This is a genomic window from Enterococcus sp. DIV0802b (genome assembly GCF_050543535.1).
In the GTDB taxonomy this organism is placed as follows: Bacteria; Bacillota; Bacilli; order Lactobacillales; family Enterococcaceae; genus Enterococcus_D; species Enterococcus_D entomosocium.
The window spans coordinates 589546-604330 of sequence record NZ_CP172941.1; the positions used below are offsets into that span (position 1 = coordinate 589546).

12 protein-coding genes are annotated in these 14785 nt (G+C 39.7%); 6 read left to right on the plus strand and 6 right to left on the minus strand.

The window, feature by feature from the left end:
• Nucleotides 1-27: 27 nt before the first annotated feature.
• The gene (locus tag IGJ12_RS02765; protein WP_050790962.1) at nt 28-519 is read left to right on the plus strand and encodes a hypothetical protein; all 492 of its coding nucleotides are present in this window, start codon (nt 28-30) and stop codon (nt 517-519) included.
• On the plus strand, nt 446-979 hold the full coding sequence (locus IGJ12_RS02770) for an IbrB-like domain-containing protein (protein ID WP_034871891.1): 534 nt from the start codon (nt 446-448) through the stop codon (nt 977-979). The genes IGJ12_RS02765 and IGJ12_RS02770 overlap by 74 nt, the downstream gene beginning before the upstream one ends.
• Before the next feature lie 51 nt (nt 980-1030).
• Here the strand turns inward: IGJ12_RS02770 and IGJ12_RS02775 are convergent, their stop codons facing one another.
• From IGJ12_RS02775 to IGJ12_RS02785, 3 genes are all read right to left on the minus strand, one after another.
• Nucleotides 1031-1183 carry a hypothetical protein gene (locus IGJ12_RS02775; RefSeq protein WP_008377957.1) on the minus strand — a complete coding sequence of 51 codons (153 nt, stop codon included), beginning with the start codon at nt 1181-1183 and terminating at the stop codon, nt 1031-1033.
• A 503-nt stretch (nt 1184-1686) separates the two neighbouring features.
• Nucleotides 1687-2553, minus strand: a complete 867-nt coding sequence (locus tag IGJ12_RS02780) for a LysR family transcriptional regulator (RefSeq protein ID WP_008377960.1) — start codon at nt 2551-2553, stop codon at nt 1687-1689.
• A 459-nt stretch (nt 2554-3012) separates the two neighbouring features.
• A complete protein-coding gene (locus tag IGJ12_RS02785; protein WP_016611300.1) occupies nt 3013-4518 on the minus strand; it encodes a helix-turn-helix domain-containing protein in 1506 nt (501 codons plus the stop codon).
• 297 nt (nt 4519-4815) lie between these two features.
• On the opposite strand from IGJ12_RS02785, the gene IGJ12_RS02790 reads away from it, so the two are divergent.
• Nucleotides 4816-7506, plus strand: coding sequence for a bacterial Ig-like domain-containing protein (locus IGJ12_RS02790; protein WP_144330643.1), 2691 nt, complete (start codon nt 4816-4818; stop codon nt 7504-7506).
• Nucleotides 7507-7735: 229 nt separating this feature from the next.
• On the opposite strand, the gene IGJ12_RS02795 is transcribed toward IGJ12_RS02790, so the two are convergent.
• Entirely contained in the window at nt 7736-8626 is an 891-nt protein-coding gene (locus tag IGJ12_RS02795; RefSeq protein WP_005232009.1) for an AraC family transcriptional regulator, read from the minus strand.
• A gap of 122 nt (nt 8627-8748) precedes the next feature.
• Between IGJ12_RS02795 and IGJ12_RS02800 the strand changes: the two genes are divergently transcribed.
• Both IGJ12_RS02800 and IGJ12_RS02805 read left to right on the plus strand, forming a co-directional pair.
• On the plus strand, nt 8749-10374 hold the full coding sequence (locus IGJ12_RS02800; RefSeq protein WP_430619318.1) for a glycoside hydrolase family 43 protein: 1626 nt from the start codon (nt 8749-8751) through the stop codon (nt 10372-10374).
• Between the two features lie 17 nt (nt 10375-10391).
• Complete coding sequence (locus tag IGJ12_RS02805; RefSeq protein WP_430619319.1) at nt 10392-11807, plus strand: PTS mannitol transporter subunit IICB; 1416 nt, start codon at nt 10392-10394, stop codon at nt 11805-11807.
• Between the two features lie 209 nt (nt 11808-12016).
• Here IGJ12_RS02805 and IGJ12_RS02810 read toward each other — a convergent pair whose 3' ends face one another.
• A complete protein-coding gene (locus IGJ12_RS02810) occupies nt 12017-12592 on the minus strand; it encodes a recombinase family protein (protein ID WP_139960435.1) in 576 nt (191 codons plus the stop codon).
• A gap of 180 nt (nt 12593-12772) precedes the next feature.
• Between IGJ12_RS02810 and IGJ12_RS02815 the strand changes: the two genes are divergently transcribed.
• Nucleotides 12773-14263, plus strand: a complete 1491-nt coding sequence (locus IGJ12_RS02815) for a helix-turn-helix domain-containing protein (protein ID WP_086299113.1) — start codon at nt 12773-12775, stop codon at nt 14261-14263.
• 196 nt (nt 14264-14459) lie between these two features.
• Here the strand turns inward: IGJ12_RS02815 and IGJ12_RS02820 are convergent, their stop codons facing one another.
• Nucleotides 14460-14663 carry a hypothetical protein gene (locus IGJ12_RS02820; protein WP_005232004.1) on the minus strand — a complete coding sequence of 68 codons (204 nt, stop codon included), beginning with the start codon at nt 14661-14663 and terminating at the stop codon, nt 14460-14462.
• Between the last annotated feature and the right edge of the window lie 122 nt (nt 14664-14785).

Below are 14785 nucleotides of genomic sequence, written 5' to 3' on the forward strand. Positions count from 1 at the left end.
AATGTGTCCATAGAGAGGAAGGGTTTTGTGAACGAACGATTGGTTTTATTTTTTCCACCGTATAAGAAAAGCCAATTCTATCAATTGATGGGGGCTTTTTTTGCGGAACGGGTGTATCAGCAGCAATTTCCGTACTTAGTCAATGATGAGAACTGCTACTGGTATGTGATTCTTGATGACGAAAAACGGGTGACCGCTTTTTCTTATTATGAAAAAGGCGTCAATAAAGTGGAGCTAGGGGAATTTTATGAAAAAGATCCAACTGCTCAATTTAAAAAGTTTCTTTTACGGAAAATGTTGGTGGATATCAGCCGCAACTACCCAGAAGCAGAGATTCTCGCTTCTAGTAACCAGCCTAGTGAAATTGCACTTTTGGAGTCAAAAGGGTTTGCGGTCTATCGACAAACAAAAAATTATTCATTTCTAAAAAGGAGTGTAGTACCTCATGAGCGATATCGATTTTCCAGTGTTAGCGGCGAAGCTGATCCCAGTCAGCAAGATTCACGCGAATACGTATAATCCCAACACCGTGGCTGCTCCAGAGATGGATTTGCTGGAACTGTCGATTCGGGAAGATGGCTTTACGCAGCCACTGGTTTGTTACCACGATAAGGAGCAGGACAAGTATATTTTGATCGATGGGTTTCATCGGTATGTCGTAGCAAAAGACCGCCTGGCGTTGCCAAGCGTTCCGGTCACAGTGATCGATAAGCCTTTTGAGAATCGCATCGCTTCAACGATTCGCCACAATCGAGCACGTGGTACCCATGGCATCGAGAAGATGGGAAACATCGTGCAGCAGTTGGTCGCTAACGAGTGGTCGGATGAACGAATTGCCAAGGAATTGGGGATGGACCGCGAAGAGGTCTTTCGCTTTAAGCAGCGCTCAGGCTTAAAAAGTGCCTTTTCCAACCATGAATTCAGCAAATCTTGGATTGAGTTTGAAAAAAGATATTACAAAGGCAAAAAAGAGACCTGAGAGGTTGAAAAAACTATCTAAAAAAGCTATCTATTAGAAGACAGCGATTCGTTAATAATTCTTTTTAAATTTTGAATAGGTGTTTTTTACAACGATAACGATCAGATTGATCACCATCGACAAACAAAGCGTCCCTAAGAGAATGGCCAGGATCACACCTAATGTGTCTCTTAGAAAGCTGAAGATCGCTTCAATGATAAACATAGTTTTTCCTCCTTTTCTCATCGTCTATTTTTTCTGACAATTGCAAAAATAGGCTCCTTGAGCAATAACTGCCTGCTACTAAAAACATGATCGAACGGTTTTCAAGTCCAGCCTTTTTTGGTGATTGTTCTTTTCCAAAGTAGAGTATACATTGGAAAGGATGAAAGAACGTTTCTATTTTTTATAATCGGTAAAAAATTCTGAAATCTAAAGAACAACAGTGGCTTTTTTATCTCCTGCGGATAGTATGAATAATCGTACCAGTTTGCATAAAAAAAGTAAAATGATAACAAAAAGTGAGTGGCGAAACAAGAGGTAATCATCTGATTGAATAATAATAAGCGAAATGAAAAGCTCTGCTGCACAACGTCTGTAGAACAGAAAGAGGTTGTGCGGCTATTTGTTTTCACGCTGCTTCTTTGCTGCTAGAATAAATACTATCATTTTTTTTTTGAAGAATAACTGCATAAAAATCGATCGTGATCAAACTGATTTTATAACAATTACAGTAAGCGCATTTTTAACTCAAAGACAAACTTTTTTGTAATATTCGGGAAAAGTGTCAATGGTTGCTTTGACAGTAAGCCAATCGTCATGCGGAGATTCGGTAAAGGCAGTGATAAAATTTTTACTTGAGCGCATGTTTGATCAATGATCGAACGCGGGACTAGACCGCAGAAGCCTGTTTGTTCAATCAAATAAGGAATCGTCGTGCTGCTGCTGACATATTCCCATTGGAGCGAAGGTACACACTGGTCAAGGTAGCCCTCGATATTTCTAAGTGCAGGACAGTCACCGCCGGAACTGTATAGATGGATTCCTGTAAGGTCGGCTAATTCCTTAATGATCAATGGGTTCGTGATCGAAGTGATGCAGCAGATTTCTTCTTGTAAAAGTTCTTCATAGACAAAGGAATCTTCGTGAGGAAGTGAGCATAACGCAAAATCAATACGATTTTCTTTTAATGCATCGGCTAATGCCAGCGTGGATCCCACCATGATCTCGAATTTTATTTTTGGGTATTGGTGGGAAAATACATGGAGAAGCTCCGGTAAAATCAACATGTCATAAGGGGGGACGATGCCCATCCGTAAAGAATATTCGACTGTGTTCGAAGCATTGAGCAACTGTTCTTTGACCTCCTCCCACTGAGCGATCAGACCAGGAACCGCCTGTTTCAACAATTCACCTTCCAACGTGAGTACATTGCTTTTTCCTTCCAAAAATAACGCTACTTCTAACTCTTCTTCTAACTTTTTGATATGGTTCGTAACCGTCGATTGGGCATAGTTTAATTTAGCAGCAGCTTTCGTAAACGTACCTTCTTCAACGATCGTTTTAAAGGAGTGCAGCTCTTTGATAAAATCCACATTGGTCCCCCTCTCTTTTTACCTATTATACAAAAAAGGAGCGGGGAGAAGATTTCTTTTTTTTCTAGTAAATAAAAAAAATAGATACAAAAGTTATTTAAAACATGCAGTCTGTTTTGATCGTATGTTTCTTTGCTTTTAAAATAACGCTTTTCACATTTGGTGCTAAGAGTAGCTGCTAAAATTTCTATCATAAAAAAATACACCAAACATCCCAACTTTTCAGGGATTACGAGCAGCACACGAAAACAAGACAATGAATTTTTACGCTGCGCTTGAAAAGAAAAGCATTTGTTAGGAGAGGAATCTTGAAAAAAGGTCTGATTTTTTTCTGATGTAAAAAAAATAGACACGCTAAGAGAAATGAAAAATGGATACTTAGGAAAGGACTAAAATAGCAAACCATGCAATGAAAAAACTGACGGCGCTTCCTTCAAGAAGGCCGACAGTTTCCTTAGGTCAATGAATCGGTGTGATTCTTGGCTGAATCAGCTGTTCAATCGTTTTGTGGATGATCGTCCAGTCCGAAAGGGTAGGAACATTGGAAATTCGTAGTTGCTGAAATTTGGGGTTACTTTTCAGATGCAAGTCAAAATTGCTAACGATCAAATCAATTTCTCGATGGATCAATTCTTGTTCATCAGGAGCCACTTCAAAAAAATAACTGATTTCTGTATGGTCATTTTTGAATAGCTCTGTTGATGCGGCTAAAAAGGCATCTAATCCAGCACCACCTTGAAAAGCAAAGGCCACTTTGAGATGTTTTTTCAACTGATTGCTAGAAGAAAGTTCGCTTAACAAGGTCAACGTAACTGCGACATGCTCTAAGTGAGTAAACGAAAAGAAACGACTTTGTTCATTAAACTGTTTCAACCATTTATTCCAAGCAAGGTAGTCCGTCTTGAATGTCGCTTCAACAAAGGTTTTGATCTGGGGATCGGCAAATTCGTAATTCGCAGAAATCATCGTTAACAAGCGGAGATTTACGAGATATGCGATGATTTTGTGTGATGCTGCAGGAAGGATAGCTATTCCAGGTTTCTTTAAAAAGGCAGCAACTTCTGCGAGAATTTCTGGTTTCTCTGTATGGTGAAAAATGTAATCCGCCTCGCTTTCCCCATTAATATCCATCGTACTATACGAAATGCAGTGGAGAGCATTGAGGAAGATCCAAAGGAGTTCTTGTTGCGGCAAGTGGATGATCCGGTATTTTTTTAAATAATGTTCGTTTAATATTTTTGAGAAAACAGCGAAGCGTTCTTTCTCTAATAGATTGCGTTCTAAAGACGGTGGCAATGTCAAAAAGTAAGAATAGCGCCACCTACGCTTGGCAATACTTAGCCATAGGGCAAGTCGATAATGACTGTAATGCAAATCTTTTTTGTTGGCTTCTTTTGCTTTTTGGACCAGAAGACGCGCATCTGCAGGGCTGTCTTTATCTAAGATCGTGCTATCGCCATAAGCGGAGAAAAAGACAAACAGACAAAAGCGAATATCGGCTTCGGTACCGATAAAATCAAGATGATTCGTTGCGATGGTCACAGAATAGGTTTGTAAAGATTTGTTCATATAACTGATCGTTCGCAACAGATGACTGCGGGAATAGCCAAATTCGATCGTTGCTCGGTGAATAGAGTATTTTTTATTATCAATGATACTAGACATGATTTTAAACTCCAACGTTTCCATGCCCAAAAGCTGAATGGCAGAATTGATTGAAGCATTTGGTGCATACTCAATCGAAACGATGTTGGATCCAGAAAGTTTGATCTTGACCAGATCTTTCGGCAAACTGTCGCTTAAAATACTTAATTCTTTAGAGACTGTAGGCAAGGAAAGTCCCAATAATGTCGCCAACTCTTGCGGGTGATATCCTGCGGGTGCTGCATTTAGCACTTGCAGAATTTTTACTTGACGAGAAAATGCCTTATCTCGATGTAAGTTGATGGATAAATTTTCTAACATTGATGTCACCACCTCTTTCAAGACCCTGTGGGAGCGATCAGCGATCGAATATAAAAACCATTCGTTTTAAGTAAATTATATAATACTCTGGGCCATTCAAGAAGTCTTATCCCTTGAAAATTGAAGGAATTCATGTTAAAGATGCGGCGCCCACATATTTTTGCGAAGGACAGTCATTTAAGGGAGTTATTTTATAGAAAACACCCCTGCCAGTTGCAGTCAACCAAAATTTGGACAGATTGGAACGGAAGTAAGTGTGAATAAAGTTTGGAAAAAGAAAAAGGAGAAAAAGTAAAAATGAAAAAACGCGTAGTTATAATTAAGAGCGGTTTAATAGGGATGCTGATTTTAGGGACAACCTTTCCAAGCACATGGCCGATCGCTCAGGCAACAGAAACACAACAAACAGAGCAGCAAACACCATTCATAGACTCATCGGTTCCCTTGCTGGCAGATTCAACAGGAAGCATGAACACAGGAGAAAAGACAGATACCCAAGAAGGAAATGCTGACGTCATATCTTCTGAAACAATCGAAAGTGAAGTGGTGACCACCACTTCAAACTCAGAAACAAATCAATCTAACGCAGCTGATGCTGCAGAAAAAACTCAAATTTCAGTTACTGCCCCATCTGCTGAAACCAATGTAGAATCTACGGATAGTCAACCTCTCGCTGCAGAATCAACGAAGAGTATCGAGAGTTTCAACTACGATCTGACTGTAGAATATGATCCGATCAAGTATAAAGCACTGGTTTTGGATTTGCCAATCCCGGAAAAATACGCACACCAAACACTATACCAAGACCCGCAGCTGACAGAAGATTTTTATGTCTACAAAACGGATAAGGTATACATGCTGGTGGGACTATGGTATACAAATGAAGTGACTGGTACCAATCAATTAAATATATCTTGGACAAGCTTCACAGGTTTTACGATCAACTACTACGGTTTAACAGCGGTTTTAGAATATACCGACGCTAACGGTAACCTTTTGTTTACAGCAACATATAATATTCGCTTTACAAATAGCCATCTGACCATTAAATATGTGGATGAGACTGGTATGGAAATCTATCCTTCCCAAACGATCAATGATAGTACCAATGAGCCTTATGATGTCTCTACAAGTGCGTTTATTCCACAAATTCCGGGGTACATCCTTGATACCAGTCAACTGCCAACGAATGCAAAAGGTGTTCTTCCTCGTGGCGAAGTAACGGTGACGTACGTCTATCAAAAAGCACCGACTGACTATACCGATCTGACCGTGAAAGATACCACGATTTATGAACAGGATACATGGACAGCGGCGGATAATTTTGAGCAAGCTATTTCAAAAGAAGGCAAAACTTTGACTTATGAGGAATTTATTGCTGAGGGTGGTCGTGTTTCCGGACAAGTAGATACTAACAAAGCCGCTACGTATAAAATCAGTTATCAATTGAATCAGGTGAGTAAAGAAGCAACGATACTCGTAAAACCACGATTCACTGCGATTAAGGTTCATGATTCTTCGATATACGTCGGCGATGACTGGGCCGCAGAAGATAACTTTGATCAAGCCGTAGATCGGGATAACAGCCCAGTTTCGTTTGCGGATGTGAACGTTGAAGGAAGCGTAGATACTAAAAAACCGGGGTCATATGAGGTAGTTTATCGTTATGATGGAGTAGCATCAAAAGCTGTGATCACCGTCAAAGCCGACCAAACCAAGGTGACTGCCCATGACAGCGAGTTGTACACAGGGGACAACTGGAAAGCTAAGGATAATTTCGATAGTGCAACAGATAGAGATGGTTCATCTGTTGATTTTGGGGATATCACTGTCACGGGGACTGTCGATACAACGCAAGCAGGAAAGTACGAGGTCACTTACAGCTATCACGGCGTAGAAAGCAAAGCCACTATCACCGTCAAAGCCAACCAAACGGCATTCAAAGTCCACGATAGTGAGTTGTACACAGGGGATAACTGGACAGCTAAGGATAATTTCGATAATGCAACAGATAGAGACGGTTCATCTGTTGATTTTGGGGATATCACTGTCACAGGGATTGTCGATACGACGAAAGTAGGCGAGTATGAAGTTATATACAGCTATCATGACTTAGAAAGCAAAGCCCTTATCACCGTCAAAGCCGATCAAACTACAGTCAAAGTCCACGATAGCGAGTTGTACACAGGGGAAAACTGGACAGCCAAAGACAACTTCGACAGCGCAACAGATCGGGATGGTAAACCTGTTGCTTTTGAGGATATCACTGCCACGGGAACAGTCGATACAACGAAAGCTGGCAAGTACGAGGTCACTTACAGCTATCACGGAATAGAAAGCAAAGCCCTTATTACCGTCAAGGCGGATCAAACGTCCCTGAACGTTCACGATTCAACGATGGATCAAGGTGATGAATGGCAGCCAGAAACAAACTTTGATTCTGCCACTGATCGTGATGGCGAAGAAGTAGCGTACTCAGAAGTAGAAGTTCAGGGCAAAGTGAACACCGATAAAATTGGTCAATACATGGTTTCCTACCATTACGGAGCAGTGACCGCCCGTGCTGTCATTACTGTACAAGCAAAAGTCAGCGAAGCGCCTAACGAAACACCACCAACCGAAGCACCAGAAACGGATCTTCCAGAAGAGGAGTGTCCTGAGACAGAAATACCTGAGACGGAAGAATCTAATTCAGCGACTGAAGAGCCAATACAGTTGGGACCTGAGACCGGGGAATCAGAAACAGCGGGTGTGGGAAAAAATGAAAATGGTCCATCAGAACAATCAAATGAATTCTCAGCTACCGGCCGTAAACCACCACTGAAAGAAAGAAAGTACTCAACAGCTAAGCAACTGCCGAAAACAGGAGAAATAAGTAGTGTCTTCCTAAGCGTTACCGGGATTGTATTTTTAATCGGTGGGGTGATCCTTTTTTATCGAAAAAATCACAGAAAAAATAGCAGTTGGATCAACAAAACAACTTGCTAAATTAGAACTAGATAAAAGTGTAATCCAAATGGCTACTGAATTTTAACTTGTTCATTTATCTGCTATGATAGTTTTCTAATAAAGGGATTGTTGAAAAATATTTTCAACACGCATTTGGGTAGATAGTTTAGAGGAATGACAACTTCGATAGTAAAGCATATTAAAGGAATAGAGTGACAGCAGATAAAGGTGCTGTTACGCTATTCCTTATTTGTTAGTAACAAATGATTCAGGATACAAAATTGGCAATATTCGTTTTGCGATAGCTGTTTGGTGAAACGCCTACCCAATTTTTGAATTGTCGACTAAAGTGTGCGGGGTGCGAATAGCCAAGTCTTTCCGAGATACTTTCTATCGTAATATCAGGGATAGTTAACAGTCGTTTGGCTTCTTTTAATTTAAGTGAGTCCAAATAATTTTTTGGTGAAATACCGTAAATTTTTTTAAAAGCTTCAAGACCATAACTTGGAGACACATTCGCTTCAGCATAAATTTTTTTAATCAAGATATCGATCTTTTCAGTATTTTTTCTTTCAAAAAAGTGATGAAAATTGTGATTGATAACTTCTGCAATACTTCTAGCGATACTAAGCGTTTGAATGTTGGCATTTTTTTTAGGATCCAGTTCAGTGAATCTTATAAGTTCAAAAATCAGTTTTGTTAAAATTTGAATGGTTAAGATTTTATCAGAAAGTGAAAAACTAGGTGCTTTATCATAGAGATCGATCCATTCATTGATGATTACTTGGAGTGTAGTGTTCTCAGCTGTGTTTTTTTCGAAGATCAAGGGAATATTCTTCATTAGTACATAGCGTAAAACGGGTTCATCGATATCGAAATGTGCGGTAAAGTAGCGTAAGCCATTTTCTGAGTAACAGGCATTTAAGTGGAGCATACCCGGAGGGATAATCAAGATATCTCCTGCATCCAATAAATACTCCTTTTGGTTGATCGTGGTTTTCTGCTTCCCAGATAAAATAAGTAGGATTTCAAAAGCATTATGAGAGTCTAAGTAGCTAGTCCAGCCATAAGGAACTTTTTGTGTATGCGCAGAAAAGAAACGGACACTAGTATCTAAATTCGGTAGAAACGCTAGATGATTATATAAGCTCTTTTTCATAGTTTGATCTCCGTGGTTTTTGGTAAGTTTAACGTGGTAAAAACCATTTCTAAATTTATTAATAAAAGTATACTTTAGATAGGAACTGAATGAAAGTGGTTTCAAAAAAAGGGGATGATTTTATGATTCAAAATCCAATATTAAAAGGCTTTAACCCAGATCCATCAATTTGTAAAAGGGGGGATACTTATTATATTGCCACATCGACATTCGAGTGGTTTCCCGGTGTACAGATATACGAGTCGAAAGATTTAAAGAACTGGCGTTTACTTGTTCGTCCGTTAAATAGAATAAGTCAGCTGGATATGGTTGGTGTTCCAGATAGTGGTGGCGTCTGGGCTCCTTGTTTGACATACGAAGACGGAAAATTTTGGTTGGTGTATTCAATTATGCGTGAACACCGTGCCTTTAAAGATGTCCGCAACTATTTAGTAACCGCTGATGATATAGAAGGTCCATGGAGTGAACCAATCTTTCTAAATGCGAGTGGTTTTGATCCATCGCTTTTCCACGATAATGACGGGAAAAAGTATCTATTGAATATGATCTATGATTTTAGAAATGATCATCCTTGGAATTACGGAATCGCTATTCAGGAATTTGATGAGGGAAAAGAACAATTGGTAGGAAAACCAGAAATTATTTTTAAAGGAACCCATTTAGAGAAAACAGAGGGGCCACATATTTATTTTATCAATGGTTATTATTATCTTTTCACAGCGGAGGGAGGATCCCAGTGGGGGCATTCAGTTACTGTGGCCCGCTCGAAATCATTGTATGGACCGTATGAAGTACACCCTGATAATCCTATCCTGACCGCTTGGTATTCTCCCGAAAATGATTTGCAAAAAACGGGACATGCGTCATTAATTAAAACGGATAGTGAGGAATGGTATATCGCATACTTAGCAAGCCGTCCAATTAAACGAAAAGGAAAAGGCTTATTTGAAGAAAGAGGATTTTGTACCTTAGGGCGTGAATCGGCATTAGCAAAAATTGAATGGACACCAGACGATTGGCCGATCGTGACTGGTGGAAAAGTTGCGCAAAAGTATGTACCCAAACCAAACTTACCAGAGTGCCCTTGGTCCAGCAAACCTAAAAAGAATTATTTCGCTTCGGGGATTCCTTCTGAGTTTCAAACCCTAAGAATTCCGTTTAGCCAAAAAATGGGGCAGATAACAAAGAAAGGATTGATTTTATACGGACAGGAATCCTTGTATTCAGTTTTCGAACAATCCTTACTTGCCCGTAGATTTGAATCTGTAAATTTTATAGCTGAAACGGCGGTTGATTTTTCCCCTTCGTATTTTCAACAAAGTGCTGGTTTGGTCTGTTACTACAACAGTAAGAATTGGACCTCACTACAGGTAACGGCTAACGAGCAATTAGGGAAAGTTTTGACAATTTTAAAATGTGAAGGAGCAAAACTTAGTTGGCCCTTGAGAGTTCCGATCGTTTTAACTGAAGAAGGGAATGTGTATCTGAGAGTTAAGGTCAATGCTCGTTTTTATCAGTTTTTTTATTCATTGGATAGGAAGAATTGGAAAGAACTTTCTTTCATGTTTGATACTTACAAACTTTCAGATGATTACATTGCAAAACCATTCTTGGGACCTACAGGAAGTGCATTTACGGGTGCTTTTGTAGGCGTTCACTGCAATGATTTAACAGGGATGAGGCAAGAAGCTACTTTTGAATATTTTAGTTATCAAGATATAGCGGAAGACGAAGTCACTAAAAATTAAGGATAGAGGAGAAGAAGATGAATAGGACAAATATGGTGTCAAGTGCTGGGATCCGGGTAAAACTGCAAAAAATGGGCTCATTTTTAAGCGGTATGATCATGCCGAACATACTAGCTTTTATAGCTTGGGGACTATTAGCGGCATTGTTTATTCCCACGGGTTGGCTTCCTAATGAAAAATTTAATGAAATCGTGCCACCTACGCTAAACTATTTGCTACCATTGCTGGTAGCGTATACAGGTGGGAAACAAGTGTATGGCACTCGAGGGGCAGTAGTAGCCTCAATGGTGACTATGGGGTTGATCGTAGGTGCTGATGTTACGATGTTTTTAGGCGCAATGATAGTAGGACCGAGTACTGCCTGGGGGATGAAAAAAATCGATTCCCTTTATGAAGAAAAGGTAAAAACTGGGTTTGAAATGCTTGTTAAAAACTTTAGTGGGGGCATTTATGCTGCTATTTTGACAGTTATTGGCTATGTATTAGTAGGTCCAATATTCAATACATTGAACTATATGATGACTGATGCAGTCAATGTACTCGTTGAAAACCATCTTTTGCCCTTAGTAAGCATCTTTATGGAGCCAGCAAAAGTCTTGTTTTTGAACAATGCCATTAACTTTGGTGTTTTTGCACCAATCGGTTTAGAGCAAGTAGCTGAAAATGGTCGTTCCATGATGTTTGCAATTGATAATCCAGGTGTTGGGCTAGGTATTTTGTTATCATATATGGTTTTTGGAAAAGGAACAGCTAAGAAAACCGCTCCTGGGGCCATCGTTATCCATTTTTTTGGAGGAATAGCAGAAATTTTCTTTCCTTATGTACTGATGAATCCGTTATTGCTGATTCCAGCTATATTAGGAGGAATGAGTGGCGTTGCAACACTAATGATTACTGGAGCAGGAATGATTTCCCCAGCTTCGCCCGGCTCTATCTTTGCCTTCATGGCTGTGACTCCTCGGGGGAGCCACTTTGGTATTTTATTGGCAATCACTGTTGCAACTGCGGTCACATTTATTGGTGCTTCCCTTGTTCATAAATTAACAAATCGAACGTCGGATAAGAACAATGAAGAATTTCTCCTAGCAGAAGAAAAGACCAAGGAAATGAAGCGAAAAGGGAAAATTAGCAAAGATTTTTCAATTAAAAAAATTATATTTGCTTGTGATGCAGGAATGGGCTCTTCAGCAATGGGGGCAGCGATTGTTAGAAAAAAAGTTCAAGAACTAGGTTATGATATTGAGGTTACAAATGTTGCTATTCGTGATTTATCAGCAGATGAAACGTCATTAGTGATTACTCAAAAAGAGCTTCAAGAAAGAGCAAAAAAAGCTGCACCGTCTGCGCATTTTCAGTCAGTAGATGAGTTTTTGAATAGCGAGCGATACGATGAGATTCTCGCTGATTTAAGACAATCATCACCTTTGGACTAACGAATGTGAAAGCCTATGATCATAACGATAAAGAGTACGATCATTTAACAATTTTCATTCCAAATAAAGGAAAGAACAATAAATAATCGAAAAAATCACAGGAAGAGTTAGGAGATAGTTCTCTTCCTGTGATTTTTTGCTACCCATATTTAAATAAATTTTCTGATCTACCCTGATTTTGAACTAAAAATCTAGAAGAACCTATTCCTTCAAGAAACGATCTCTTCTTTTTCCAGACTAAGATAACGATAAAAAGTTGATCGTTTTAACCCTGTTTGGGCACAGATATCCACAACGGTTTTTCCTTCTTTTTGATAAAGGTTCAATGCGTGTTGGATCAGTCCAGGATCGATTCGTGGGCGACCACCGATATTTCCTCTAGCACGAGCGGACTCTAAGCCTTCTTTGGTCCGTTCGACGATGATGTCTCGTTCGAATTGGCTAAAGGCTTGGAAAACAGTCATCATCAATTTCCCTTGTGGGGTTTGCGTATCAAAATTTTCTTTGATACTGATAAGCTTTACTCCTTTTTTTTCAAAAAAGTAGACAAGATCAATGAGATCTTTGGTACTTCTTCCTAGTCGCGAGAAACTTTCAATGATGATTTTATCGTTTTCTTTCACTCGTTTTTTTAATTTATTTAATTCAGGACGATTCGCACGAACACCACTGATCTTTTCCGTATAAATTTTATTGCACTCATACCGGTCAAGTAAATCTAACTGACGCGAGAGATCCTGTTGTCTTGTGGAGACACGTGCGTACCCATAAACCATATTTGTCATACGAATTCCTCCAGTTGCACAAAAATAAGTCTACATAGAGAATACCTTGTTTGTTCACTTAAGTACACATTCAAGAAGCTTCTTAATGTGAATTTGGGAAATAGGAAGGTTTTTTAATGCACCTAAATATTGTACTATAGTAAAGACACTAGTCGGTGAGGAAGAAACACGGAGGGGAAAATGAGAGAATTGCAGTTAAATTTTATGCTAAATAAGACGACCGTTCGCTGGCTTCAAATGTTAAATACTTTTGAGCGAGAACGGACTTGTTCCATCGCAAGTTTAGCAAACAAACTTGATGTGACCCAACGGACGATCAGCTCGGATATCAAAGAATTGAAAACCTATCTACAAGAGGCAGCCGAATTTTCGCTTGTAGCCAATGGCTATCATTTTAGGGAAACGAATCCGAAAAAATACTTGTCCCAAAAAAAGGAGCTTGTTGCAGAAGAAGGAATGTATCAAATCGTGGAAGCCATTTTCCACGGTGAATTCTGTTCGGTTGAAGAGTGGGCGCAGCGCTTGTATGTATCAGAAAGTACGATGCGTCGTTATTTGAATACTGCTTCTGTGACGTTGCGAAAGTATCATGTGGAGTGGATCTTGCAACCGGTTAATTTGAGTGGCTCCGAAGCCAATATTCGCAAGTTCTTTAAAGATTTTTATTATGAATCAGATGTCACCCCTCATACGCTCTTGCCCCCCAAAGAACTGATTGCACTAGTCAGTGATGTTTTCTCAGAAATTCCCGCAGAGCTGGTGAATACAGGCGTTTCTCCGAGTGATTTTTATTATAGTTTGTATATTGCGATCAAGCGTTACCAATTGGGAAAGACGGTTCAGATTCCTCAATCGTTGGCAAAAATCATCGAAACCCATGAGGCATTTGCCGTAATGAATGACTTAGCACCTAAAATCGAAGCGCTATACCGAGTAAGACTGCCGCAACAAGAAATTATGTGGCTTTATTTAGTGACCGTGATGAAACGGACTTTAACCGAGCCTGAAAAAGAGCAGCAATTCGTTGCATCGTTTGGACTGTATCCTGAACTCGAAGAACTGAGTCAGCGCTTCGTTCAAGAATGGGGCATTTCCTTTCAAGAGCCCCAACGGGTCAAGACGATGATCCACGCCTTTTTCCTGTCAAAGAAAATCAATGAGCAACTGGCGCCCGTTTTAAATCACTTGCTAACAGAAGTGAAAAATGAAGCGCAGAAGCATCGTTCTGCCGCTTATCAAAGGAATCTGGCATTTATGAAGCAGCACCAAGCGATTCTTGGGATCAAGCAGGAGTATCTGGTAGATATTTGTGCGGCACTGACCCTTTACAGTGAAGCAATCAGGGAGCTCTATGCTCAAAAAGTCAGACGGATCGCATTGATAATAGAAGGCGATCTCTATGCCTGTCACACGATTCGTGCGCGCTTTTTGCGTTATGTCGGCAATGATCATCTGGTATTTTTTCCAAAAATCAATGAATTGACGACCGATTATTTGAAGGGAAATGCCATTGATCTTGTGGTTACAAATTATAGCGAATATTTATCAGAGTTCATCTTATCGACAGATTATCTTTTGCTCAAAGCAATCCCCGATTATCAAGATTGGCAAAGAGTGATTGAAAAAATCGATCCTCAGTTAGGGCAAGCGTTAAACGCTCCCACAGCCTAATATACGTGTTGAAAAAGAGCATGACGAGGACATGTGTGGATAAATCAAAGAGAAAAGCCGCAACCGTTGCGATCGACGGTTGCGGCTTTTATTCGTTCATCTAATAAAAAAGGGAGTTATCTGAAAATAGGCCCACTGTTCCTGAATACCAAAAGATTGGGTTATTTTGGTGAAAGAACAGCCTACGTTGAAACAGTTAGTTGGCATTTACTAGTTTATCAAAAATTGCTTCAAAGGTTTTGAACGTATCACTATCTAACTGACAAAGCCATAAAAGGTAGCTTTTTTCTTTGAATGTCCATTCGATCGAAGGGTAAGAGGCAATCAAGGCATGGTATTTCTCTCGTTGTTCACTGGTAGCTAATAACCACCGCTTCTCAAAAATCTTTTTCTCTTCCATTTTTATCTATCCCCCATAAAGAAACGTTGCCTGAAACTTCACTAACGGGCAACGTAAATCTAATGATATGCAGATCTATGTTTAGTATACCAAAGAAAAATGAATTTTTTTAGAAGATGTGT

What these genes read in the sequence shown, in the direction of transcription:
- IGJ12_RS02770 (WP_034871891.1), top strand. Translation starts at nt 446, where the DNA reads ATGAGCGATATCGATTTTCCAGTGTTAGCGGCGAAGCTGATCCCAGTC.
- IGJ12_RS02775 (WP_008377957.1), bottom strand. Translation starts at nt 1,183, where the DNA reads ATGTTTATCATTGAAGCGATCTTCAGCTTTCTAAGAGACACATTAGGT.
- IGJ12_RS02785 (WP_016611300.1), bottom strand. Translation starts at nt 4,518, where the DNA reads ATGTTAGAAAATTTATCCATCAACTTACATCGAGATAAGGCATTTTCT.
- IGJ12_RS02790 (WP_144330643.1), top strand. Translation starts at nt 4,816, where the DNA reads ATGAAAAAACGCGTAGTTATAATTAAGAGCGGTTTAATAGGGATGCTG.
- IGJ12_RS02795 (WP_005232009.1), bottom strand. Translation starts at nt 8,626, where the DNA reads ATGAAAAAGAGCTTATATAATCATCTAGCGTTTCTACCGAATTTAGAT.
- IGJ12_RS02800 (WP_430619318.1), top strand. Translation starts at nt 8,749, where the DNA reads ATGATTCAAAATCCAATATTAAAAGGCTTTAACCCAGATCCATCAATT.
- IGJ12_RS02805 (WP_430619319.1), top strand. Translation starts at nt 10,392, where the DNA reads ATGAATAGGACAAATATGGTGTCAAGTGCTGGGATCCGGGTAAAACTG.
- IGJ12_RS02810 (WP_139960435.1), bottom strand. Translation starts at nt 12,592, where the DNA reads ATGACAAATATGGTTTATGGGTACGCACGTGTCTCCACAAGACAACAG.
- IGJ12_RS02815 (WP_086299113.1), top strand. Translation starts at nt 12,773, where the DNA reads ATGAGAGAATTGCAGTTAAATTTTATGCTAAATAAGACGACCGTTCGC.
- IGJ12_RS02820 (WP_005232004.1), bottom strand. Translation starts at nt 14,663, where the DNA reads ATGGAAGAGAAAAAGATTTTTGAGAAGCGGTGGTTATTAGCTACCAGT.